The organism is Jannaschia formosa (assembly GCF_003340555.1).
Lineage (GTDB): Bacteria > Pseudomonadota > Alphaproteobacteria > Rhodobacterales > Rhodobacteraceae > Jannaschia > Jannaschia formosa.
In genome coordinates this window covers 116657-138715 of sequence record NZ_QPLJ01000011.1, presented here as the reverse complement: position 1 = coordinate 138715, position 22059 = coordinate 116657, and the positions used below count along the sequence as shown (strand labels likewise).

Genomic DNA, 22059 nt, shown 5'->3' with positions numbered 1-22059 from the left:
GCTGGGAGACGCTCTCAGCCCCCCTGACCGATCAAACGAGTGACCTCGCCGCGTGAAACCGTGACGCTGAAAGCGCCGGAGATCGCGTCGAACCGATTTCCACCACCTTCGAGACAGCACCCAGATAACCCATCGACGCACTCAAGGATTGGCAACGAAAACGACAAGACCTCTTCAGGAAGCGCCTCTACAATCACACAGGATGCGACAGCTAACTCTCGCGCCGAACGCATGGCCGTTCGTCACGCGCCCTATGCCAGCACGATCAAGATAACGCTGCCAAGCGCTATGCGGTAGATCGCGAATGGCCCGAACCCGACGCGGGCGACGACGGCCAGCAGGAACTTGATCGCCACGGTCGCGAAGACGAACGCGGTGAGGGTGCCGAGACCCAGCAGGAGACCGTCCTGCAAGGCCAGATCGCCGGCATTCTTGCCGATCTGGATCGCTGCGGCACCCAGGAGCACCGGCAGCGCGGCGAAGAAGGAGAACTCGGCTGCGGTGCGACGTTCGACTCCGACGAGCAGGCCACCGATGATCGTCGCCGCTGATCGCGACATGCCCGGTATCAGGGCGAGGCACTGCGCGCCGCCGATGGCAAGTGCAGCCCCCGGCGAAATTTCCTCGACCTCTCGGAACCGGACCACCGTCTGGATGCGCTCGGCAACGAGCATCACGATGCCCCCTGCAACAAGAGCGACCGCGACGACCCGCGGATCGAAGAGGACGGACAGGATCGTCTCGTGGAAGGCGACACCGAGAACACCGGCGGGAATGCTGGTCAGGAGTATGTTGCGGAGAAAGGCCCTGGACGCAGGGTCGCGGCCCAGGCCGGAGGCGACCAGCCGGAATTTCGAGAAGAAAAGCACCAGGACGGCAAGAATTGCGCCGCTCTGGATGGCGACCTCGAAGACCCGGCCGGGCGGCATGTCGAGCCGCAGAAGATCGACCGCCAGGATCAGGTGCCCGGTGGACGACACCGGAAGGAATTCGGTGAACCCCTCCAATGCTCCTAGCAGCATCCCGACCAGAACGATGTTTTCCAGGTCGGGTGACGCGTCATCAGCAACCATCGGACAAGCTCCACATGCCGCGGGTCACAGGGCCGACGACCGAAAGGCCGACCGATGCCATCAGCATGCCCTCCGACCCTGGCCCGCGAGGCGCTCCATGCTCACCGGGCCGCAAGGCCAGCCCGGGATCCGGGCAGCGACCAGGATTGAAAGCAGCACGTTCACCAGCGCTCGCTGGGTGTCGAGGGTGAGACTTGGCCGGTGTGGGCGGAGGGTTTCGCGCCAACCGAAACGGCGTTGGACGAAGGCATCCGCCTCATCTGTCCGTTGCCCCTTCGCTCGCATATCTCGTGTATCTCCTGCTGCACCTGATCCTGGCTCGCGGCGCGCTCCGAATGGTCGGTGGCCGGCCCCGTCGACGCGTCTTGGGGCCGGCCGCGATGCAGAACTCATGCCTCGGTCCTTGTTTCCGCCACGGCGGCGATCGGAGCCGCCTTGGGGGTGCCGGTCTTCCACAGGGAATACGCCACACCCGCGCCGAGGATCGCGAAGGTGATGCCGAGCGACCAGGCCGGCGGGAACTTCTCCCAGCCCATCAGGTCGGCGACGAAGATCTTCGAGCCGATGAAGACCAGCAGCACCGACAGAGCGTACTTGAGATAGGCGAAGCGGTGCAGGATCGCCGCCAGCGCGAAATAGAGCGCGCGCAGGCCGAGGATCGCGAAGATGTTCGAGGTGTAGACGATGTAGGGATCGGTCGTGATCGTGAAGACGGCCGGGACGGAGTCGACGGCGAAGACCAGGTCCGCGATCTCGATCATGATCAGCGCGAGGAACAACGGCGTCGCGTATCGGGTGAGGCGCCCGGTTTCGGGATGGGGCTTCCTGACGAAGAAGTCGTGGCCGTGGACCTCCTCGGTGACGTGCATCCGCCGCTTGAGGAACCGGATCAGGGCATTTTCCTCGATCTTGTGCTCCTTGTCGGCCACGAACAGCATCTTGATGCCGGTGAGGATCAGGAAGCCCGCAAACAGGTAGAGCACCCAGTGGTACTGGTCGACGATGGTGGCGCCGAGCCCGATCATGATGCCGCGCAGCACGATCACGCCCAGGATGCCCCAGAACAGGACCCGGTGCTGGTATTCGCGGGGGATGGCGAAGAAGCCGAAGATCAGCGCGATGACGAAGATGTTGTCCATCGCCAGCGTCTTCTCGACGACGAAGGCCGTCAGGTACTGGGCCGTCGCGGTGGCATCCATCTGCCACCAGATGAAGCCCGCGAAGGAGAGGCCGAGCGCGATGTACATGGCCGACATGCGCAAACTTTCGGCCACGCCGATCTCGTGATCGTCCTTGTGCAGGACGCCGAGGTCGAAGGCGAGAAGACCGATCACGAGACCGAGAAAGAGCAGCCACATCCACAGCGGCTTGCCCATGACGAGCAGAAGAAGGAAGTCCACGACGCGCACCTTTTCGAATGATGGCGCCGATGACCTGCCGGGCTTGGGGGACCTTGGGACCCGGACACGGCATCGAGCGCACTCGATGCGGTCCGACATCGCGATGGATATCCATCGCCAGAGGGGCCCGGTCCGCTCGACGCAATTCGTTCCGGCGACTGCCGCTTTCAAGGAGACCGCGAAAAGAATTGGGTCCGAATGGCACGCAGGACACACTGGCCCCGAAAGCCGGTGTGCAGGATGTCACGCCTCTTTCCGGGCGAGTCCATGATCGACCCGGGCCGCGCGTGACGCCACCTGTCAGCTCCTGAAGATCCGGACCGCACTCGCGACGGCATCCCACAGATCCAGTGCGCGTGCGTAGAAATGCTCGCGCGCAACGAAGGGCCTGTCGCCGCGCCCGAGGACCTCTTCCTCCAGCGTGTCCAGCAGTCGTCCGAGGCGACGGCGGTGGATGCCGAGACGGCTTTGCACCGGGTCGGCAAGCACGCCCGCAAAGGCGGCGATGACCGAGCCGATCATCACCAGCCCCGCCACGGTCGCCCCCGTCACCCAGGGGGACGCATCCGCCGTAAACACGCCGTACCACATCCCCCCGAGCGTCTGGCCGAGCGGGAAGGCCGCGGTGGCACTGGCTCGGGCCATGGCGTCCGCCACGCCCGGCGCCATCGAGATCATCCCCGGCGTCAGCGCCTGGAAGGCCACGGCACCGACCACGAGGACGCAAAGCGTCGTTGTCATCTCTGCCACGGCAGAACGGGTGGCGGCGTACTCGCCAAGAGCGCCGGCAACCCGCCGGCCAAGGGCGTCGGCCTCGGCGGCGCTTGCACGCGCCCGGATCATCTCGCGCAACTGCGGCGCCGCGAGGACGGCGCGCGCCAGGGCGGAGGGGTCGCGGGCGGCGGCTTCCTCGTCCAGAGGCAGGTTCAGGAGATCGGTCACGATCAGCGCCTCGACGCGCCGCGCGACGGAGGTGCGCAGAAGGATCCGCCGCCTGGCCAGCCAATCGCCGCCTGCAGGCCAGCCTGCGCGGCGACACAGATATGCAGCGATGCGGGTCAGCACGAGAACCGGCGACAGAACGACGTTGAGAGGGGCCCGGAGAATGTCCCACCCAAGGGCCGCGCCGTGAAGCCGAAGCGTTCCGGGCCAAGTGAAATGGCGTGCCACGAAAGCGTCGATCATCGCCCTGCGGCTGTCGAAGTAGTCACGGCCGGGCGGGTGGCCGGACCCGTCGGCAGTCGGTGCGCCGGTCGATGATGAGTCCATGGCGGCGACCCACCATTTCCTTTCTGCAAGCTCGAAGCGAATGGACGCCGCCGATCGAGCGACGGACGATGCGTCTCGAGGTCCATCCGGAGATCTCGTGTCGAGATCGCCCGGCTGCAAGGGCGCTGGCGAGGGTTCGTTCCCGGCCCGGACTTCGCGGGCAGCTTTAATTGCCCCGGGACCTTGCAGCCCACCCCCTCGATACGCAACTCTGCCCGCAAGGCGGATAAACCGCCTGCAAGGGGCGGTTGACGTGGACTATCTCTATCTGATCGGTGGCCTTGTCGGATTGTTCTTCGGTGGCGAGGCACTGGTGCGCGGCAGCGTCGGCATCGCCCGGCGCATGGCGATCCCGCCCCTGCTGATCGGCCTCACCGTCGTCGGCTTCGGCACCTCGACGCCCGAACTTCTGGTCTCGGTCGATGCCGCATGGCGCGGTGTGCCCGACATCGCGCTCGGCAACATCGTCGGTTCGAACATCGCCAACATCCTGCTCATCATCGGCCTTTCGGCGCTGGTCTGGCCGATCAAGGTGCTGGGGTCGACCCTGCGCCGCGACACGGCTGTGATGATGGCGGCGGCGGTGGTGCTGGTGCCCATGTTCGCCCTGGCGCAGATGGGCCGTCTCTCGGGCCTGATCCTGGTGGCGGGTCTGGCCGCCTACCTGATCTGGGCCTATCGCCAGCCCGGCGACATGGAGGCCGAGGAGGTCGGCGTCCCCGCTCCGGCCTCGGCGCTCGTGTCGACGCTGTGGGTGATCGGGGGGCTCGTCGCCCTGATGGTCGGCGCCCGGTTCCTCGTGGACGGCGCTGTCTCCATCGCCCGGGGCTACGGCATCTCGGAAGCCTTCATCGGTCTGACCATCGTTGCCGTCGGCACGTCGCTGCCCGAACTGGCGACGTCGCTGATCGCCGCCTTCCGCCGGCAGTCCGAGATCGCCATCGGCAACATCGTCGGATCGAACATCTTCAACGTGCTGGGCATTCTGGGCGTGACCGCCCTGATCGCGCCGATCCCGGTCGCGTCGCGGTTCCTGACCTTCGACCTGCCCGTCATGATCGCGGTCTCGCTGATCCTCACGGCCCTGCTGCTGACCCGTCCGGTGATCGGGCGCGGGATCGGCGTGGCGATGCTGGCGGGCTATGTCGCCTACGTCTGGGCCGCCCAGGGGTGACGAGCGCGCAGACGCGTGTCGGTGAGTCCGATGCGCGACGGCTCCGGTGCAGTCCCGGTCGATGGTCGCGCGGCGCTCCCGGGCAATTGGCTGGACCGGGTGAGAGTCGCACCTGATCACCATCGTCGCCCTGCTGACGACGATCGGCTGTTCGAGGAATGACGACGTGGTGGTCCGTGACCGCATCCGCGAGCATCTGCGCGACGGCGACGACGCGCCGCTGGCGGATTTCATCGGCGGTGGCCTGAACCAGGTCCTGGCGCGCGGCACCTATACCTCCGGCACGACAATGGCAGCACTGATGCCGAGGGCGATCCGGGGTGGGCTGGCGGTTGCGGCGAATGCCGGGTCGCTGGTCGGCCTTGCGGGAGTCGCCGCCGTGTGAGGCGTTGGGGTCACGCTGGCGAAGGGCGTCATCTCCGTCGTTCGACCGATTATCTTCTCGTGAGATCGAGTGGGCGGATGTCCCTCCGCTCACGGATTGCAGTATCCTGAAAAACCGCGCGCCTGGAGTGAGTCGCAAGCATGCCCCTCGATCTGATCGTTCTTGCACCCTATGCCGCGACCGCGCTGCTTCTGGCGGTGTTCATCGCCTTCGCATTGGAAATCCAGCCGCCCGAGATCGTCGCGTTCTGCGGTGCCGTCGCTGCGCTTGCGCTCGGTCTGGTGGGCCCCGATGACGTTCTTGCGTCGATCGCCAATCCGGCGCCGGCAACCATCGGGGCGATGTTCGTCCTGAGTGCAGCCCTCGTGCGGACGGGCGTCCTGGAATCCGTCAGCGGCGTCCTAGGCCGGTATTCGTCGACACATCCCAGGCTGACGGTTGCCCTGTTCTTTGCCTCCGCTGCCACCGCCTCGGCCTTCATGAACAACACGCCGGTCGTCATGGTGCTGATCCCGGTCGTCATCACGCTGGCGCGCGAGATGAAGATCGCGGCATCGCACCTGCTGATCCCGCTGTCCTACATCGTCATCCTCGGTGGCACCTGTTCGCTTCTCGGGACCTCGACGAACCTGCTGGTCGACGGCATCGCGCGGGATCTGGGACTGGCGCCGTTCGGCATCTTCGAGATCGCGCCGCTCGGGATCGTTGTCGCTCTCATCGGGGCCGCCTTCCTGGCGGTCGCCGCGCCGCGCTTTCTTCCGGTCCGTCAGACGGTCGGATCCAGTCTGCCGGACCGGGAGCAGCGCAGGTGGCTGGTCGAACTGTTCATCCCGGCCAACTCGCCGCTGATCGGCACACCGCCCCGGAAGGTGGCCGATTTCCGGACCGGCAACAGCCAGGTGGTCGATCTCGTCCGCGGCGATGTTTCCCTTCGCCAGGCGCTGGACGACACCGACCTCCGGGCTGGCGATATCGTCGTGCTGGCCACGCGAGAGGCGGAACTGATGGGCTTCCGGGACGGCGCGGTGGCCGGCAAGGTGATCGCCGGCACCGAGCCGTCGACGGCGCGGCGCACCAGGGTGGTCGAGGTGATGGTCGGTCCGAGCACCCGGGCGGTTCACCGCATGATCGGCCGTCTGCACTGGCGACGGCGCTTCGGCGTCTATCCGATTGCGCTGCACCGAGGCGGCACGGCGCTCGACATGCGCCTGTCGATGATGCGCCTGGCGGTCGGCGACACGCTGTTGCTGGACGGCACGCCCGACGACATCGCCCGGCTGGTCGACGAAGAGCGCCTGATCATGCTGTCGCCGGTCGCGGCGCGGGCGTTTCGCCGGTCGCGGGCCCCCATCGCCATCGCCACGATGGCGGCCGTGGTCGTGCTGGCGGCGTTGGACGTCGCCCCGATCCTGACGCTCGCCCTCGTCGGGGTCGCGGTCGTGTTCCTGACGAAATGCATCGACGCGGACGAGGGGATCGGGGCCATCGACGGCCGCCTGCTCTTGCTGATCGTTTCCATGCTGACGCTGGGAAGCGCGCTGGAACAGTCCGGCGCACTCGGGCTGATCGTCGACGGCGTTTCGCCGCTCCTGGCCAACGCACGACCTATCGTGGCACTGCTGCTCGTCTATGCGCTGACCTCGATCATGACGGAGCTGGTGACCAACAATGCTGTCGCCGTCCTTGTGGCGCCGATCGCGGCGGGCGTCGCCATGCAACTCGGCCTCGACCCGCGCCCCTTCGTCGTCGCGGTCATGTTCGGCGCCAGCGCGAGCTTCGCGACGCCGATCGGGTACCAGACCAACACGCTTGTCTACAGTGCCGGCGGCTATCGGTTCCTCGACTTCGTCAGGATCGGTGTCCCGATGAACATCATCGTCGGGGCCGTGACCGTGCTCGTCATCCCGCTGATCTGGCCGCTCGAGGGATAGCGCGGGTCAGCGTTTCGGGAATCGGGGTTCAGATGCAGGCAGAGGTCATCTCATCTCACTGCCCGAAGATGAAATGCCCAAGCTTGAAGCGCGAATATCCGTCAGGCGGAGAACGCTGGGGCCGCGAGCCCAAGGCGATGTTGATCTGATGGCTCGCCGAGCCGTGCCGGGCCCTCCCGATCACGCGGCCGAGCACTGCGGCGATATGCGAGGGGTCGCGCATCTGCTCCGGGCAGCAGGCGCAGGCGGCGAAGAGCAGCATCCGCTGCCTCCTTGAGCCGCCGCGCCCGCCCTCAGAAGCGCGGCACCTCTCGCGCCGGATACGTAAGATTCCGTCACGCCTTCCTTGCATGTCGGCCGCGCAGAAGGCCGGAGATGTTCGGCCAGAGCGACCAGAGGATGAAGAGCGCCGCGAGCCCGAGGATCGTCGCGCTGATCGGGCGGGTAAAGAAGACCGTCCAGTCCTGCCTGGAATTGGCGAGCGAGGTCAGGAAGTAACGCTCGGCCAGCGGGCCAAGGATGACCCCCAGCACCAGGGGCGCGGTGGGAAAGCCGATGCGCTTCATCGCCCAGCCGACCACCCCGAAGGCGAGGCAGACATAGACGTCGAAGATGTTGTTGCGGACGCCGTAGGCGCCGACGACGCTCAGCACGATGATGAACGCGCCGAGCACGGCAGGCGGCGTCCGCATCAGCGTCGAGAAGGCCTGTGCCACGCCGATCCCGCAGACGATCATCAGCACGTTGGCGATGATCATGGCCGCGAAGATCGTGTAGACCATGGACGGGTCCATGATGAACAGCAGCGGCCCGGGGGTGACCCCGTGCAGCATCATCGCCGCCAGCATGATCGCGGTCGCCGCCGAGCCGGGGATGCCCAGCGTCAGCAAGGGGACCATCGCCGCGCCGGTCGTCGCGTTCTTGGCCGCCTCGGGCGCGGCGAGCCCCTCGGGAACGCCGGTGCCGAATTCGTCGCGGCGCCTGGAGACCTGCTTCTCGACCCCGTAGGCGATGACCGCGCCGGGCGTCGCGCCCGCGCCGGGGATGACGCCGATCATGCAGCCGAGCGCGGTGCCCCGGGCAATGGCCCATTTCACGCCCCAGAGATCAGAGAACTTCACGCCCAGACCCCGCGCGCGCGTGCCCGAGGGGCGCAGACTGCGGTTGGTCGCGAGCAGATCCACCACCTCGCCCACCGCGAAGAGCCCGATCATCACGACGACGAAGCGGATCCCGCTCTCCATCTCGGAGATGCCGAAGCTGAACCGCGCCTGGCCATAGAGCGGGTCGACCCCCACGGTGCCGATCGCGATCCCGAGGAACAGCGACACCATGGTGACGAAGGGCTGGTCCTTGGCAATGGCGATGACGCTGACGAGGCCGAGCAGCGTCGCCGCGAAGAACTCGGGCTGCGAGAAGCTCAACGCGAAGCTCGCGAAGGGCGCCGACAGGAAGGACAGCACCAGCGCGCTGACCAGCCCGCCCGTGGCCGAGGCCGTCAGCGCGATGGCCAGCGCCCGCTTCACCTGCCCCTGCTGCGTGAGCTTGTAGCCTTCCCAGGTCGCCGGCAGCGAGGCGGGCGTGCCCGGCACGTTGATCATGATCGCCGAGATCGAGCCGCCGAACACCCCGCCGACATAGATGCCACCGAGGAAGAGCATCGATTGGGTGGGCTCCATCACGTAGGTGAAGGGCAGCGCCATCGCCATGGCGTTCACGAAGGAGATGCCCGGCAGCGCGCCCGCCACCACGCCGACCAGCAGGCCGACCACGATGGTCGTGAAGGCCGCTAGGTGGAAGGCAGCGCCGAAGCCCCCGCCGAGAAGTTGCAAGGTGTCCATCATGGCGCCGGCCCTCAGTAGATGCCCAGGAATCGCAACAGTGCGATGCTGAAGTCGTTGAAGACGCCCTGCCCGCGGCTCAGCGGCATGAGGGCGAGCCCCATGAACATCCACAAGAGGCCCACCGTCCCGCACAGCGCCACGCCGCCGATGGCCAGCGGGTTGCGCAAGCCGCCCGCGAGGCACCAGATCGACATGAAGGCGACGGTGGCGGTGGCAAAGCCGATCCAGGGCAGCAGGGCGCCGTAGGCTACGATCAGGCCCAGCCCGAGCGCGGCCTTGCCCCAGGCGTAGCTTTCCTCCTCATGGGCAGCCGTCAGGCTCGGCCCGCGGCCCGCGACCGCGATGGCCCAGAGGTCGCGCAATGCCCAGGCCAGCGCCATCAGCGCCAGAAGCGCCAGGATGCCGCGCGGCCAGGCCGCGGGGCCCAGCCCCGTGCCCATGGCGCGCGGCTCGGTGTGGAACACGAAGGCCGGTGCCCAGAGCGCGAGCACGCAGATGCAGACGGGCAGCAGCACGGGCGCGAGCCGCCTGAGCTCCGGCCTCCGGCCGCCGCGCGATCGCTCGCGCGGGGCCTCGTTCTCCTCGGTGTCCAGGACCAAGGTCATCCGTTCAGCTTCCGAGCCGCGCGGCGATCGTCTCGCGGAAGTCGACGATCATCTGCTGCGCCTCGTCGCCGGTCACCGGCTCGATGCAGCTGTAGGTCTGGGAGCAGAACTCCTGCCACTCGGGCGAGGCGACCATGTCGACGATGGCCTCCTCGAGCCGCGCGACCATCTCCGGATCCGTGCCGGCCTTGACCGACAGGGTGCGGAAGTTGTCGAGGCCCGAGATCTCGACGCCGAGCTCGGCCGAGGTCGGAACGTCCGGGAACTCCGGATGGCGCTCGGTGTCGAAGACGACCACGGGGACAAGCTGACCCGCGCGCACGAACTGGGCGACGTCTCCCGGCTCCTCGTAGATGGCGCTGGTATGGCCGCCGATCGGCGAGGCGTAGCGCTCGGCCGGGGCCTGGAAGGGCACGTTCTCCATGAGGATCTCGGCCTCGCCCAGAAGCTTGAGCGTCACGTCGTCCTGCGTGCCGTAGCCCGAGGTCGCGACGGTCAGCGTTCCGGGGTTGGCGCGGGCCTCCTCGAACAGCGCCTCGGCCGTCTGGTGCGGGCCGTTCGCGGGCACGAAGAGAAACGAGGGCGAGCTCTGCACCACCGCGACCACGTCGAAATCCTCGGGGGCGTTGTCGCCCAGCCCCGAGGCCCAGGACGCGACCGTGAGCGAGATCAGCGTCGCCATGCTGTAGCCATCGGCCGGGTTGGTGCGCAGCTGCGTGAGCCCCGCGTTCCCAGAGGCGCCCGCCACGTTGGACACGGGCAGCGGCACGCCCAGACGGGGCTCGAGCAGTTGCGAGGCCGTCCGGCCCATCAGGTCGGCGCCGCCGCCTGGCCCGAATGTCACGATCATCTCGATGGGGCGGTCGGGATATTCCTGCGCGCCCGCAAGCGTCGCCGCCCCGAGCGCGACCGAACAGGCCAGCCCCGTGATCGTCGTCAGTTTCTTCGTCTTCATGATTTCCTCCCGTTCATGCGGTTGTTCCTTCGCGCGCCGGCCTCCCCCGGCGCTGGTCCCGGCCGCCTCCGCGTCAGCCGGTATCCGCCAGCGGCTCGGACGCGGCCTCCGCGCGCGCGTCCGCCCATTCGAGCAGCTTGAGCCTCTGGATCTTGCCCGACGGCCCTTTCGGAAGCTCGTCGAGCAGATGGATTCGGTCGGGGCTCTTGAACGCGCCCAGACGGGCCAAGCAGAGCTCTTTCAGGTCGGCCTCGGAGGCGGTGGAGCGGGGCTTGAGCTTCACCGCCGCCTCGACAGTCTCGCCGTAGCGGGGCGAAGGGCGCGCGAAGGCGGCGGCCTCGATCACGTCCGGATGGGCGTGCAGCGCCTCGTCCACCTCGCGGGGCGCGATGTTCTCGCCGCCCTTGATGATCAGCTCCTTCAGGCGCCCGGTCACGAAGACGTAGCCGTCGGCGTCCATCCGGCCCAGGTCGCCGGTCCGGAACCAGCCGTCCGGCGTCACCGCGGCCTCCGTCGCCTCGGCGTTCTTGAAGTAGCAGCGCATCACGTTCGGTCCGCGCACCGCGATCTCGCCCTCGGACCCGTCGCGGATCGGCACGAGCTCCGGCGACAGGATCGCCACCTCGTTGCCCCAGGCGCGGCCGGGCGAGCCGATCTTGCGCGTGCCGGGCGGCAGCGGGTTCGACAGGATCTGCGGCGCGGTCTCGGTGAGGCCCATCGTCTCGACGATGGGGATCTCGAAGCGCCGCTCGAAGGCGATCTGGACCTCGGGCGCCAGCGCCGCGGAGGCCGACCGCGCGAAGCGGATGCGCCCGCGCGTCGCCGCGTCCGGCCCGTCCTCGCCATGGATCAGATGCGAGATGATCGTCGGAACGACCGAGAACCATGTCACCTCGTGCTCGGCGCAATGCGTCCAGAACCGGCTGGCCGAGAAGCGCGGGCAGATCACCGAGGACCCGCCCGAGACGAGCGGCCCCATCACCGTCACGCCAAGCCCGTTGATATGGTAGAGCGGGAGCACGCAGAGCGCCCTGTCCTCCGCCGTCAGCCCGTGCGCGACAGTCGCCGTCCAGCCGCCCGCGAGCAGGCTCGCCTGACTGTGCAGAACGCCCTTCGGTCGCCCCGTCGTCCCCGACGTGTACATGAGCATGCAGTCGTCCCCGGCGGCGAGCTCGGGCAACACGGCGTCCGGCGCGCCCAGCCCGGCGACCTCCGCCACGGTTCTCGCGTCCAAGGCCAGCCCCTCCGCCGCCGCGACCTCCGCCAGCATCCTACGAGTCTCGTCGTTCACCAGCGCCACGCGCGCCTCGGAATGGCCGAGCGCATAGCCGATGGCCGAGGCGCCCGCGACGAGGTTGATCTGCGTCGCGCGGAAGCCGCCATAGGTGGCGCCGAAAAAGGCGGTGATCGCCTCGCGCCCGTTGGGCAGCACGATCGCCACGCTCTCGCCTTTCGACACGCCAATCGCCATCAGCCCGGAAGCAACCGCGCGCGCGGCATCGCGCAGGCCCGCCCAGGTCAGGGCCGGCCCGCCGTCGACGAAGAGGTAGGCCGGCGCATCGGGCGTCTCGGCCGCGCGGCGGTCGATCCAGTCGCGGACCGTGCCCCCCGGCGGCGGCATGTCCTGGGGGACGACGCGCAGCACGGTCACCGGCCCGCCTCCGCCCAATAGCCGCCGAAGATCGCGTCGAGCGCCGGCTCCTGGGCCGGGATCGGGCGGACGACCTTCGTGGTCTGCATGAAATGCGACCAGTTCAGGTTCTCGTCGATCGAGTTCCCGCCCCAGCTTCCGCAGCCCATCGACAGCGAGAAGGGCAACCCGTTCTCGAAGCTGCCGCCGGTGGCGAAGCAATGCGGCTGGTTCACGATCACCCGGCAGGTCGGCAGCGTCCGCCCGAGCAGCAGCGGCCGCTCCGCGTCGGCGCTGTGCAGGCCGACGGAATGACCCGCACCCTGATGGGCGAGGAGCCGTGCCGCCGTCTCCCGCGCGGCGTCGAAATCCGCGGCGCGGTAGAGCGCCAGCACGAGGCTCAGCTTCTCCCCCGACAGCGGATGACCCGCGCCCACGCCCTCCGTCTCGACGGCGAGGAAGCACGTGCCTTCAGGCACCTTGCCCTGAAGGCCCAGCCGCTCGATGACCACCTCCGCGTCGCGGGCGATCACGTGGCGGTCGAGATGGCCGTCCGACCAGAGCCGCTCCACTATGCCGGGCGCCTCGGAGGCGGGCAGAACCGCGCCGCCCTCCCGTCCGAGAGCCGCGACGAAGGCGTCGTAGACCGCGTCTACCACGATGACGGCGTTCTCCGACGAGCAGGAGGTCGCGTTGTCGAAGGTCTTCGACGCCGCGATCCGGCGCGCCGCCGCCTCGAGATCGGCCGTCTCGTCCACGATCACCGACACGTTGCCCGCGCCCACACCGATGGCAGGCGTCCCGCTGGAATAGGCGCGGCGGACGTTGTCCTGACTGCCCGTGACGACGGCGAGGTCGGCCACCTCCAGCAGGCGCTGCGTACGCGCCTTCGAGCCCGGGGGCGGCACCATCTGCACAAGCAGGGGGTCCTCGTCGATCCTGGCGAACTCGGCGCGGATATGCTCGATCAGCGCAGCGCAGCAGGCCTCTCCTTTGGGCGAGGGCGACAGAACGATGGCGTTGCCGCATTTGAGCGCGTTGATGATGTTGTTGGCAGGCGTCGCCACCGGGTTGGTCGAGGGCGTCACCGCGGCGATCACGCCGAGCGGGCGGGCGATCTCGGTAACCCCCCGCGCGGGGTCGTCGGCGACGATCCCGTGGGTGCGCGCCCCCGCGATGTCGCGCAGAAGGCCCAGCGTCTTGCGGTGGTTCTTCGTGACCTTGTCGGCGACGTTGCCGAGTCCGGTCGTGGCCACCGCCATTTCGGCCAGCGCGCGGTTGCGGGAAGGCTCCATGATCGCCCAGCCGGCGGCAAGCGCGGCACGGTCATAGCGTGCCTGGCTGCCGCTCTTCTCGTAACCGCGCTGCGCCGCGCGGGCAGACGCGACGACGGCGTCGACTGCGTCAATCTCGATGGCGACGTTCATGCTGGCCCTCCCCTCGCTCGGGTGCCGGTCGGCAAGGCTTGACGGTCCGGCGCCTGCGGTTCCCTGCGGCGCCGCCTGGTCTTGCAAACCGGCGTGTCTCGTTTCGGATGCCCCGGACCGCGGCGGTCCCCTTCGGCATTGACTATGGGTTACGTAATGAAAATAGTTTTGCAAACATTTTCATCGGCCGTGTATTGCGGGAAACTCCATGAATCGACGAGACGAGACGATCAACATCCACAAGGTCGCAAGCGCCGCGGGCGTCTCCCCGGCGACGGTGTCGCGGGTCATGAACCATCCACAGATGGTCGGCGCCGAGACGCGTCGGAAGGTCACCGACGCGATTCGCGAGACGGGTTACATCCGCAACCGCGCAGCGCAGGCCATGCACGGTCGGCGCAGCGCGACCATCGGACTGATCGTGCCGACAGTCGACTACGCGATCTTCGCCTCGCTCGTGCAGTCCTTCGGAGACAAGGCCGACGAGCTTGGTTTCACCCTGCTGCTCGCGAGCCACGGCTATGACCTCGGGCGCGAGTACCAGATCCTGCGCAAGTTCCTGGAACACCGCGTCGACGGCGTCGCGCTGATCGGGCTCGACCACACCGAGGACAGCTTCGCCCTGCTCGCCTCGCAGCGCACGCCCGCCATCGCCGTCTGGAACCACGACCCGGCCAGCCGCCTGCCCAGCGTCGGCGCCCGCAATGCCGAGGCCGGAGCGGTCGCGGCGCGCCATCTCGTCGCGCTCGGCCACCGCCGGGTCGCGCTCCTCTTCCCGCCCGACACCGAGAACGACCGCGCGCGGCTGCGCCGCTCGGCGGTCCTGTCCGTCCTCGACGCAGCAGGGATTGAGGTGCCGCCGGAATACCATGCCACGTCCTATTACGACATCGCGCCCGCCAAGGCCGCGGCAACCCGGCTCCTCGACCTGGACCGACCGCCGACCGCGATCCTCTGCGGTAACGACGTGATCGCGAGGGCGGCGATCTACGCCGCCGCGGCGCGCGGGCTTTCAATTCCTGGCGACATCTCGATCGTGGGCATCGGCGACTTCCAGGGTTCGGCCGACATGGTCCCGGCGCTGACGACGGTGCGCATTCCCGCCACCCGCATCGGCGCGGAGGCCGCGACACGGCTGATCGACATGATCGTGTCCGATCACCATCCGGAGGATACAGGCGTCGGAGGCTGCGAATTTCCCGTGGAGCTCGTGCCGCGGGACACGACCGACGTCCCGAAAGAGGCTTCGGAACGAAAGGAGCCGACGCAAGGCAGGCCATCGACGGTCGACTCCGTGTGAAATGGAGGACCAGGCGCGCGTCGACGGGGTGCAGCCTTCTGCGACGTATCGATGAGGCGTCCGGTCCGGGTATCTTCCGAAGCCGGTTGTCGTGGCAGCCTGCATGAAGATCGTAGTGCCCCGTCATCCGCTTGCTCGCGGCGCGCGGGGGACAATGTCGTCGGTCTTGATCATCAGCGCGCCGTCCGGACGAGCGATGGCGGTGTCCTTGGGGGGAGATGCAGCTCCCGTCGGAGCGGCGCCCGATCTCCGTGTCGATCCGGCCGGCGCGCGTTTCGGAGCCGCGCTTTCGGACAGGCATACGTCACACCCCACGTCGTCCGGAGGGGACTCCATTCCGCTGCCGCCGGGCGCACCACCAGTCGCAAGAGACCCGAAGCGGATCAATGAGCCCTCCGCGTGGGCCGGGGCCGCCGGCGACATGGCCCGGACCGGCTCTCAAGGCATCGAGGGCGTCGGGCCCCGCTTCGCCCCGGTGATTGCCGCCGCAGATCTCGCCCGGCTGCCCCGATTCTGGCCACACGAAACGGCCTGCCGACGGCGAAAGCCGAAACGCTTCGTCCGAGCGAACCGGACCCGTCGCCCCACCGACCCGGCCAGAAGGAAAGATCCCGGCCAGGCCCGCGTTTCAGGAGCCCGCTAGTAGAGCCCGCCCGAGGACAGGGAGCCGAAGCTCGCCCGCGGCGGGACGATGACCTTGCGACCCGTCACCGTCTGGACCTCCCGGGCTGCGGCGGGGCCCTCCTCGTCGCCCTGGCCACGGCCGAACAGCGGCAGGTCGCTCGACATCGCGAAGCCGCCGTCGATGACCGTCGCCTCGACGCCGATCCCGGCATAGGTGTCGGAGCCGTCGCGGAAATACTCCGACACGACATGCTCCCCGCTCGCGTTGTCGGGCAGGCGCGCGCCGGTATAGCGGTCGATCTTGGCGAAGTAGCCGCCGGGCGGGACCTCGAACGGGCCGCCGCCATATTTCTCGATCGCCTCGCGCATGAACTCGGTGAAGACCGGGCCGCACATCCCGCCACCGGACGCGCCGCTGCCCAGCGACCGGGGCCGGTCATGGCCGATATAGCAGCCCGCCACGATGGTCGAAGAGAAGCCGACGAACCACACGTCCTTGGCGTCGTTGGTCGTGCCCGTCTTGCCCGCGATCGGGACCGGCAGGTCGACCGTCCGGGCCGCCGTGCCGCGGTCGACCACGCCCTTCATCATCGAGGTGAGCTGGTAGGCCGTGATCGGGTCCATCACCCGTTCCCGGTCCGACACGATCCGAGGGCCGTAGCCGGCCGCCAGCGTCGCGAACTGCTCGCAATCGACGCAGTCGCGCTGGTCGTGGCGGTAGACGGTCCGGCCGTAGCGGTCCTGGATGCGGTCGACCAGCGTCGGCTCCACCCGCTCGCCCCCGTTGGCGAACATCGCGTAGGCGGCGACCATCTTGTAGAGCGTCGTCTCTTGCGAGCCGAGCGAGTTGGCCAGCAGCTGGTCCATCCGGTCGTAGACGCCGAAGCGCTCGGCATAGCCGCCGACGATGTCCATGCCGACGTCCTGCGCCAGGCGCACGGTCATCAGGTTGCGCGACCGCTCGATCCCCGTGCGCAGCGGCGAGGGGCCGTAGAAGCGGTTGGAGGCGTTCTTCGGCCGCCAGATCTCGCCGCCAGACATGATCTCGATGGGGGCGTCGACGACGATCGTGTTGGGCTGGTAGCCCGAGTCGAGCGCTGCCGCGTAGACGAAGGGCTTGAAGCTGGAACCCGGCTGCCGCGTCGCCTGCGTCGCGCGGTTGAAGACCGAATGCTGGTAGCTGAAGCCACCCTGCATCGCGAGGACGCGACCGGTGTTCACGTCCATCGCCATGAAGCCGCCCTGCACCTCGGGCACCTGGCGCAGCGACCAGCGGATGAGGTTGCCGGTCGAATCCTCGGTCATGCGGCGGACATGGACGATATCGCCCCGCTCGAAATTGTCGAAGAAGTTGCCGCGCATCCACTGGATGTCCTCGCGCGGGACCGAGACCGTCCCTTCCACCTCTTCGACGCCGAGGGTCAGGGACTGGTCGGCGACATCCATGACGACGGCCGGATGCCAGCGGCTTTCCAGCTCCACGTCCCGGGCCACGTCTACGGCGGCCAGCGCCTCGCGCCAGCGAGCCTCGTCCGACAGGGTCTCGACCGGGATCGTCTCGCCGGTGCCGCGCCAGACGCCCTGACTGCGATCGAAGCTTTCCAGCGCGCGTTGCAGCGCGACGGCGGCGACGTCCTGCATCTCGGCGTCGATGGTGGCGCGGACGACGAAGCCCTGGGTGAAGAATTCCTCCTCGCCGAAATCCTGGCTCAGCTGGCGGCGGATCTCGTCGGTGAAGTAGTCGCGCGGCGGCAGGCTGGCGCGGAAGGGCGCGTAGTGGCCGGACTGGACCGTAAGCAGTGGCTTCGTCTGCGCCTCCTGCATTTCGCCGCGAGTGATGTATCCGTTCTCCCACATCTCGCGCAGCACGAAGTTGCGGCGCTCGATCGCGATCTCCGCGTCGCGGACCGGGTGGTAGTTGCTGGGCGCCTTGGGCAGGATGGCGAGATAGGCCGCCTCCTCGACCGACAGCTGGGCCAGTCCCTTGTTGAAGTAGGTCTGCGCCGCGGCGGCCACGCCATAGCTGTTCTGCCCGAGGAAGATCTCGTTGAGATAGAGCTCGAGGATGTCCTCCTTCGACAGCGTCTCCTCGATGCGGGAGGCGAGGATGATCTCCTTCACCTTGCGCTCGGCGGAGCGGTCGGAGGACAGCAGGAAGTTCTTCATCACCTGCTGGGTGATGGTCGAGGCCCCGCGCAGGCGCCCGCCCCGCGCGGCATCGACGGCGGCGGCGACCATGCCGACCGGGTCGTAGCCCGCGTGCAGGTAGAAGTTCTTATCCTCGGCCGAGATGAAGGCCTGCTTGACGAGGTCCGGGATCTCCTCGGCCGGGGCGAAGAGACGGCGTTCGCGCGCGAACTCGTCCATCAGGCGGCCTTCGCCGGAATAGATCCGGCTGATCGTCGGCGGGGTGTATTGCGCCAGCTGCTCGTGGTTCGGCAGGTCGCGGCCATACATCCAGAGCACGCCGCCCACCGTCACGGCGAAGGCGATGATGCCCAGCGTGACCGCCGAGAAGATCCCCCCGATCGTGGAGAGGACGAACATGCCGACGCCCTGGAGCGCCGCGAGGAAAGCGCGGCCTCCGTTGGCCGTGACTGCCTTGAAGCTCATGTAGCAGGTCCCTGTCTGGAGTGAGCGGCATCATAGGAACTCCGCCCACGGGGGTCTACCCGCGGGCGTGCCCTGTGGCGGTCCTTCGCGCGCGGGGCGCGCTATTGCCGCAGCTTCTCGGCCGTGGCCGCGTCCCGCGCGGCCCAGGCGTCGACCGCGTCGGCGATGGCCTGTCCCATCCGCCGCTGCCAGCCCGGGTCGCGCAGGTTGCGGCGGTCCGCCTGAGAGGACAGGAAGCCCAGCTCCAGCAGGACCGAGGGGATGTCGGGCGCCTTCAGCACGGTGAAGGCCGCCTCGAGCCGCGGGCGCTTGTGCAGACGGATGCCCGCGGCGTCGATGCTGCGGACCAGCTCGTTCGCAAGATGGTCGGCGCGCGGCGCGGTTTCGGCACGGGCCAGGTCCATGAGGACGCGCGCGACCTCGTCGCCCGAATCCTCCAGCTCCAGCCCCAGAAGCAGGTCGTCGCGCCCGTGGCGCGCGGCCAGTTCGGACGAGATCCCGTCGGAGGCTTCGTCCGAGAGCGTGTAGACCGTCGCGCCCGAGGCGCCGCCGCCCTCGACCGCGTCGGCATGGATCGAGATCATCAGGTCCGCCCCCGCCGCCCGCGCGACGCTGGCCCGGGCGCGCAGGGCGACGAAGCTGTCCGTCTCGCGGGTCAGGACCGGAACATGACCCGCGCGCTTCAGCGTCTCGGCGAGGTCCTTCGCGAAGGCCAGCACCAGATCGGCCTCGACCAGCCCGTCGCGCTCCGCCCCCGGGTCGATGCCGCCATGGCCGGGGTCGAGCGCCACGACCAGCGGCCGGTCCCCGGCCCGGCGCCGCCGGTCCGGCGCGGCGTCGAGCGGCACCTGCGCCGGGCTGTCCCAGGCGGGGGCGACGCGCGCGGTCTCGCCGGCGCCGGGGCGCAGGTCGAGACGCAGCGTGGCGCCCTGCCCCGTCTCCATCCAGGCCCGCTCGATCCGCATCGGCCCCGACAGGTCCAGCACCAGCCGCGACCAGCCCTCGGCCACGCGGCCCTCGCGCAGGCCGGTCACGACATCCCCGTCGACGAGCGACGGCGCGGCGGACCAGTCTACCTCGGCGGTGTCGAGCACGAGTCGCCAGGGATTCGCCGCGACGGAGGCCCGCCAAGGCACCGCACGGTCGAGAGGTACCTGCAAGCTCAGGGCGCCACGCCAGGAGGTCTCGGCCACGGCGCCCTCCAGCGGCACCGCCCGCTCCGCCAGGGCCGGCGCGGCCAGGGCCAGCACCAGCGCCAGCCACCTCATCGCGCGGCCATGAACCGGGCCAGCCGGTCCAGCCCCTCCACGATGTCGGCAGTCGCCCGGGCATAGCTGAAGCGCAGGGTGCGCGCGCCCCGGGCCGGGTCGAAGTCGAGCCCCGGCGTCACCGCCACCCCGGCCTCGTCGAGGATCCGCGCCGCGAAGGCGAGACTGTCGTCGGTCAGCGCGGAGACATCGGCATAGACGTAGAACGCCCCGTCCGGTGGCGCGATCCGGTCGAGGCCGGCGCGCGGCAGGCCCTCCATCATCAGGCGGCGGTTCTCGGCATAGACGGCGCGGTTGGCCTGCAGCTCCTCCTCCGCCTCCATCGCGGCCAGCGCGGCGATCTGGCTCGCATGGGGCGCGCAGATGAACATGTTCTGCGCCAGCCGCTCGTAGGTGCGGACATGCGCCTGCGGCACCACCAGCCAGCCGACGCGCCAGCCGGTCATCGAGAAGTATTTCGAGAAGGAGCCGACGACCGTCGCCCCGTCGTCGACCTCGAGCGCGCTGACGGCGCGGCTGCCGTAGTCCAGCCCGTGATAGATCTCGTCCGAGATCAGCGCGGCACCCGCATTGCGGCAGGCCCCGGCCAGCGCGGCCAGGGCGTCGCGATCGAGCATGGTCCCGGTCGGGTTACCCGGCGAGGCGAGGATCAGGCCGTCGAGATCGGTGGTGACGTCCCCGGGCCGCGGCTGGTAGCGGTCTTCGGCCCGCGTCGAGATGCCCACCGCCTCCAGCGACAGGGCCGTCAGGATATGGCGGTAGGACGGATAGCCCGGCAGGCCCAGCCCGACCCGCTGTCCCGCATCGAAGAGCGCCGTGAACGCGAGCAGGAAGCCGCCGGACGCGCCCGAGGTGACGACGACGCGCGCGGGATCAAGGTCGACGCCGTACCATTCGCCGTAATGGCGCGCGATGCGGGCGCGCAGCTCCGGCAGGCCGAGGGCCACGGTATAGCCCAGCGGCCCCGCGTCCATCGCCGCCGCCAGCGCCGCGCGGGCGGCGGCGGGGGCGGCGGTGCCGGGCTGACCGACTTCCATGTGGACGATCGAGCGGCCCGCTTCCTCAAGCGCCCGCGCGCGCTCCATCACGTCCATCACGATGAACGGATCGACCTTGCTGCGGCCGGAGACCCCGCTTGCGTCGCGCATTCCCTGCCCCCTAGTGTCTGCCTCGCGCGACAGATGGACCGCGCGCATGGCCGGGGTCAACGCCCCCGCCCCGGAGGCAGAACATGATACGCATCCTCGTGCTGATCGCGATGCTCGCGGTCCAGCCTGCCCAGGCGCGCGGCCTGATCCGGGACGCCGAGATCGAGCACGCCCTGAGCCAGGTCGCCCAGCCGATCCTGCAACAGGCGGGGCTGCCGGGATCGACCCGCATCTACGTCATCGACGACGACAGGCTGAACGCCTTCGTCGGCAACGCGCGGGCGATCTTCATCCATACGGGGCTGCTGTTGCGGCTCGGGACCTCGGACGAGCTGCAGGCCGTTATCGCGCACGAGGCGGCGCATATCGCCAACGGGCACCTGACCCGGCGGCCCGCCGCGATCCGGAGCGCGGCGACCGCCGCGGGCCTGGGCCTGATCCTGAGCGCCGCCGCGGCGGCGGCAGGTGGCGCAGAGGCCGGGATCGGCGTCGCGGCGGGGACGCAGTCGGCAGCGCAGCGCAGCCTCTTCGCCCATACCCGCGCCGAGGAGGCCTCCGCCGACCAGTCCTCGCTGCGCTACATGGCCAATGCGGGCACCGACCCGAAGGCGGCGCTGAAGGTGCTGGAGCTGGTCGAGGGGCAGGAGTTCCTCTCCGCCGGGCGGCAGGATCCCTATGCGCGGACACATCCGCTGACCCGCGACCGCATCCGCGCGGTGGAGGCCTTCGCCGGCTCGGTCGCGCCGCAGGCCCGCGACCGCCGCGCGGTCGACTACTGGCATGCGCGGGCCATGGCCAAGCTGTCGGGCTTCACCCGGCCCCCCGCGCGGACGCTGCGGGCGCTGCGGGGCGAGAGGTCCGAGTTCGCGGCCCTCGGCCGCGCCATCGCCCATCACCGGCAGGCCGACCTGCCCCGCGCCCTGGCAGGGATCGACGCGCTGATCGCCGCGCGGCCATCGGACGCCTACTACCACGAGTTGCGCGGCCAGTTCCTGCTGGAGGGCCGCCGCCCGGCCGAAGCCGCCGCCGCCTATGCCCGCGCCGCCGATCTGGCCCCAGGCGAGGCGCTGATCCAGGCCGGGCTGGGCCGTGCCCTGCTGGCCGCCGGGCGCGACGCCGAGGCGCTGCAGGTGCTGAGCGCCGCGCGCGGCCGCGACCCGAGCGACCCTTCGCTGCTGCGCGACCTCGCGACGGCCCATGCCCGGGCCGGGCAGCAGGGGCTGGCGACGGTGGCGGCGGCGGAGCGCGCCGCCGTGACGGGACGGCTCGAAGATGCCGGGATCCTGGCGGAGCGGGCTTCCGGCCTGCTGCCGACAGGCTCGGGCGGCTGGCTCCGGGCGCAGGACGTGCTGGCGGCGGCAGAGCAGGCCCGGCGCTGACGCGTCGGGCGGCTTCGTCCAGTCAGGAAGTCGC

At 69.3% G+C, this 22059-nt stretch carries 18 protein-coding genes; 5 read left to right on the top strand and 13 right to left on the bottom strand.

Annotation, left to right across the window (positions count from 1 at the left end; all coding sequences use genetic code 11):
• Positions 1–251: 251 nt before the first annotated feature.
• The 4 genes from DR046_RS13190 to DR046_RS13180 all read right to left on the bottom strand — a co-directional run bounded on the left by DR046_RS13190 (position 252) and on the right by DR046_RS13180 (position 3742).
• Positions 252–1073 carry an undecaprenyl-diphosphate phosphatase gene (locus DR046_RS13190; protein ID WP_209313582.1) on the bottom strand — a complete coding sequence of 274 codons (822 nt, stop codon included), beginning with the start codon at positions 1071–1073 and terminating at the stop codon, positions 252–254.
• 60 nt (positions 1074–1133) lie between these two features.
• Positions 1134–1358 carry a DUF6635 family protein gene (locus DR046_RS24855; RefSeq protein WP_370816243.1) on the bottom strand — a complete coding sequence of 75 codons (225 nt, stop codon included), beginning with the start codon at positions 1356–1358 and terminating at the stop codon, positions 1134–1136.
• Positions 1359–1462: 104 nt separating this feature from the next.
• On the bottom strand, positions 1463–2473 hold the full coding sequence (locus DR046_RS13185; RefSeq protein WP_115382853.1) for a TerC family protein: 1011 nt from the start codon (positions 2471–2473) through the stop codon (positions 1463–1465).
• 300 nt (positions 2474–2773) lie between these two features.
• Entirely contained in the window at positions 2774–3742 is a 969-nt protein-coding gene (locus tag DR046_RS13180) for a DUF6635 family protein (RefSeq protein WP_115382852.1), read from the bottom strand.
• 253 nt (positions 3743–3995) lie between these two features.
• Here DR046_RS13180 and DR046_RS13175 point away from each other — a divergent pair, with 253 nt between their 5' ends.
• The 3 genes from DR046_RS13175 to DR046_RS13165 all read left to right on the top strand — a co-directional run bounded on the left by DR046_RS13175 (position 3996) and on the right by DR046_RS13165 (position 7232).
• Positions 3996–4916: a calcium/sodium antiporter gene (locus DR046_RS13175; protein WP_115382851.1), complete on the top strand. Its 921-nt coding sequence runs from the start codon at positions 3996–3998 to the stop codon at positions 4914–4916.
• Positions 4917–5028: 112 nt separating this feature from the next.
• Complete coding sequence (locus tag DR046_RS13170; RefSeq protein WP_115382850.1) at positions 5029–5301, top strand: hypothetical protein; 273 nt, start codon at positions 5029–5031, stop codon at positions 5299–5301.
• A gap of 140 nt (positions 5302–5441) precedes the next feature.
• Positions 5442–7232, top strand: a complete 1791-nt coding sequence (locus DR046_RS13165) for an SLC13 family permease (protein WP_115382849.1) — start codon at positions 5442–5444, stop codon at positions 7230–7232.
• A gap of 55 nt (positions 7233–7287) precedes the next feature.
• On the opposite strand, the gene DR046_RS13160 is transcribed toward DR046_RS13165, so the two are convergent.
• From DR046_RS13160 to sauS, 6 genes are all read right to left on the bottom strand, one after another.
• Positions 7288–7494: a hypothetical protein gene (locus DR046_RS13160; protein WP_115382848.1), complete on the bottom strand. Its 207-nt coding sequence runs from the start codon at positions 7492–7494 to the stop codon at positions 7288–7290.
• A gap of 73 nt (positions 7495–7567) precedes the next feature.
• Positions 7568–9076: a tripartite tricarboxylate transporter permease gene (locus DR046_RS13155; protein ID WP_209313581.1), complete on the bottom strand. Its 1509-nt coding sequence runs from the start codon at positions 9074–9076 to the stop codon at positions 7568–7570.
• 11 nt (positions 9077–9087) lie between these two features.
• Positions 9088–9681, bottom strand: coding sequence for a tripartite tricarboxylate transporter TctB family protein (locus DR046_RS13150; protein WP_115382847.1), 594 nt, complete (start codon positions 9679–9681; stop codon positions 9088–9090).
• A gap of 4 nt (positions 9682–9685) precedes the next feature.
• Entirely contained in the window at positions 9686–10636 is a 951-nt protein-coding gene (locus tag DR046_RS13145) for a tripartite tricarboxylate transporter substrate binding protein (RefSeq protein ID WP_115382846.1), read from the bottom strand.
• A 73-nt stretch (positions 10637–10709) separates the two neighbouring features.
• Positions 10710–12257 carry an AMP-binding protein gene (locus DR046_RS13140; protein WP_115382862.1) on the bottom strand — a complete coding sequence of 516 codons (1548 nt, stop codon included), beginning with the start codon at positions 12255–12257 and terminating at the stop codon, positions 10710–10712.
• Between the two features lie 26 nt (positions 12258–12283).
• Complete coding sequence (gene sauS, locus DR046_RS13135) at positions 12284–13780, bottom strand: acylating sulfoacetaldehyde dehydrogenase (RefSeq protein ID WP_280652842.1); 1497 nt, start codon at positions 13778–13780, stop codon at positions 12284–12286.
• A 121-nt stretch (positions 13781–13901) separates the two neighbouring features.
• Between sauS and DR046_RS13130 the strand changes: the two genes are divergently transcribed.
• Positions 13902–14993, top strand: coding sequence for a LacI family DNA-binding transcriptional regulator (locus DR046_RS13130; RefSeq protein ID WP_115382844.1), 1092 nt, complete (start codon positions 13902–13904; stop codon positions 14991–14993).
• 639 nt (positions 14994–15632) lie between these two features.
• Here the strand turns inward: DR046_RS13130 and DR046_RS13125 are convergent.
• From DR046_RS13125 to DR046_RS13115, 3 genes are all read right to left on the bottom strand, one after another.
• Positions 15633–18164: a penicillin-binding protein 1A gene (locus DR046_RS13125; protein WP_370816245.1), complete on the bottom strand. Its 2532-nt coding sequence runs from the start codon at positions 18162–18164 to the stop codon at positions 15633–15635.
• Positions 18165–18331: 167 nt separating this feature from the next.
• Entirely contained in the window at positions 18332–19498 is a 1167-nt protein-coding gene (locus tag DR046_RS13120) for an N-acetylmuramoyl-L-alanine amidase family protein (RefSeq protein WP_115382842.1), read from the bottom strand.
• Complete coding sequence (locus DR046_RS13115; RefSeq protein WP_115382841.1) at positions 19495–20646, bottom strand: aminotransferase class I/II-fold pyridoxal phosphate-dependent enzyme; 1152 nt, start codon at positions 20644–20646, stop codon at positions 19495–19497. Before DR046_RS13115 ends, DR046_RS13120 begins: the two co-directional genes overlap by 4 nt.
• Before the next feature lie 83 nt (positions 20647–20729).
• Between DR046_RS13115 and DR046_RS13110 the strand changes: the two genes are divergently transcribed.
• Positions 20730–22025 carry a M48 family metalloprotease gene (locus tag DR046_RS13110; protein WP_115382840.1) on the top strand — a complete coding sequence of 432 codons (1296 nt, stop codon included), beginning with the start codon at positions 20730–20732 and terminating at the stop codon, positions 22023–22025.
• The last annotated feature ends 34 nt before the right edge of the window (positions 22026–22059 follow it).

Excerpts from the sequence above, each read along its gene's own strand:
- DR046_RS13145 (WP_115382846.1), bottom strand. The coding sequence starts at position 10,636 with ATGAAGACGAAGAAACTGACGACGATCACGGGGCTGGCCTGTTCGGTC.
- DR046_RS13190 (WP_209313582.1), bottom strand. The coding sequence starts at position 1,073 with ATGGTTGCTGATGACGCGTCACCCGACCTGGAAAACATCGTTCTGGTC.
- DR046_RS13130 (WP_115382844.1), top strand. The coding sequence starts at position 13,902 with ATGAATCGACGAGACGAGACGATCAACATCCACAAGGTCGCAAGCGCC.
- DR046_RS13165 (WP_115382849.1), top strand. The coding sequence starts at position 5,442 with ATGCCCCTCGATCTGATCGTTCTTGCACCCTATGCCGCGACCGCGCTG.
- DR046_RS13155 (WP_209313581.1), bottom strand. The coding sequence starts at position 9,076 with ATGATGGACACCTTGCAACTTCTCGGCGGGGGCTTCGGCGCTGCCTTC.
- DR046_RS13160 (WP_115382848.1), bottom strand. The coding sequence starts at position 7,494 with ATGCTGCTCTTCGCCGCCTGCGCCTGCTGCCCGGAGCAGATGCGCGAC.
- DR046_RS13150 (WP_115382847.1), bottom strand. The coding sequence starts at position 9,681 with ATGACCTTGGTCCTGGACACCGAGGAGAACGAGGCCCCGCGCGAGCGA.
- DR046_RS13125 (WP_370816245.1), bottom strand. The coding sequence starts at position 18,164 with ATGTTCGTCCTCTCCACGATCGGGGGGATCTTCTCGGCGGTCACGCTG.
- DR046_RS13120 (WP_115382842.1), bottom strand. The coding sequence starts at position 19,498 with ATGAGGTGGCTGGCGCTGGTGCTGGCCCTGGCCGCGCCGGCCCTGGCG.
- DR046_RS13115 (WP_115382841.1), bottom strand. The coding sequence starts at position 20,646 with ATGCGCGACGCAAGCGGGGTCTCCGGCCGCAGCAAGGTCGATCCGTTC.
- DR046_RS13110 (WP_115382840.1), top strand. The coding sequence starts at position 20,730 with ATGATACGCATCCTCGTGCTGATCGCGATGCTCGCGGTCCAGCCTGCC.
- DR046_RS13180 (WP_115382852.1), bottom strand. The coding sequence starts at position 3,742 with ATGGACTCATCATCGACCGGCGCACCGACTGCCGACGGGTCCGGCCAC.
- DR046_RS24855 (WP_370816243.1), bottom strand. The coding sequence starts at position 1,358 with ATGCGAGCGAAGGGGCAACGGACAGATGAGGCGGATGCCTTCGTCCAA.
- DR046_RS13140 (WP_115382862.1), bottom strand. The coding sequence starts at position 12,257 with ATGCCGCCGCCGGGGGGCACGGTCCGCGACTGGATCGACCGCCGCGCG.